General features: G+C 46.9%; 1 protein-coding gene. It reads right to left on the bottom strand.

The window, feature by feature from the left end; translation table 11 throughout:
* A partial coding sequence (pilM, locus tag E1189_RS14200; protein WP_329602047.1) for a type IV pilus assembly protein PilM occupies nucleotides 1-508 on the bottom strand: 508 nt, incomplete at its 3' end.
* Between the last annotated feature and the right edge of the window lie 100 nt (nucleotides 509-608).

Here is a 608-nt window from a genome sequence, read left to right as displayed (position 1 = left end):
CATCCACAACCCTGGCAGTCAAACCTGCGAGGTTAAGCGCAGCTTCGCGGCTTTCTACATTTTCCCGCCGACAGGCAGCAATAAGAACGTCTGCCCGCTCCGGGTTGTTCTCACTGAGCCCCTGAACCTCGAAGTCCAGAGCTACCTCATCAAGGGGGTAGGGAATATACTGGTCGGCCTCCACAGTAATCTGGTTTTCCATCTCATCATCACTGAGAGAGGCATCCATTTCCATGGTTTTGGTAATAACGGCTGATCCGGCAACAGCAACCACAGCATTTTTGAGTGAGGTGCGAGATTTGGTAACAAGTTGACGAACGCTCTCCCCGACAACTTCTAATTCGTTAATATTTTTTTCAACAACGGCATTAGGCGGCAGAGGTTCAACAGCATAAGACTCTACCCGGTACTGGTTACCGCTAACACTTAGCTCCAGTAACTTGGCCGAAGTAGAACTGATATCAATCCCCAGCAGCGAACTGGATTTTTTTTTGAACAGCCCTAGCACTTAGATTTGCCCCGTAAAGGTTCTACTTTTTATTGTATTTTGAAGTATTCTCGATTTATTAAATAACAGTCTGCGATATATGGCAATTGTGCCAGAGCCA

Source organism: Parendozoicomonas verongulae (assembly GCF_009711465.1).
GTDB classification, from domain to species: Bacteria; Pseudomonadota; Gammaproteobacteria; order Pseudomonadales; family Endozoicomonadaceae; genus Sansalvadorimonas; species Sansalvadorimonas verongulae.
The sequence above is the reverse complement of the archived record's forward strand: the minus strand, read 5'-3'. Positions and strand labels throughout refer to the sequence as shown.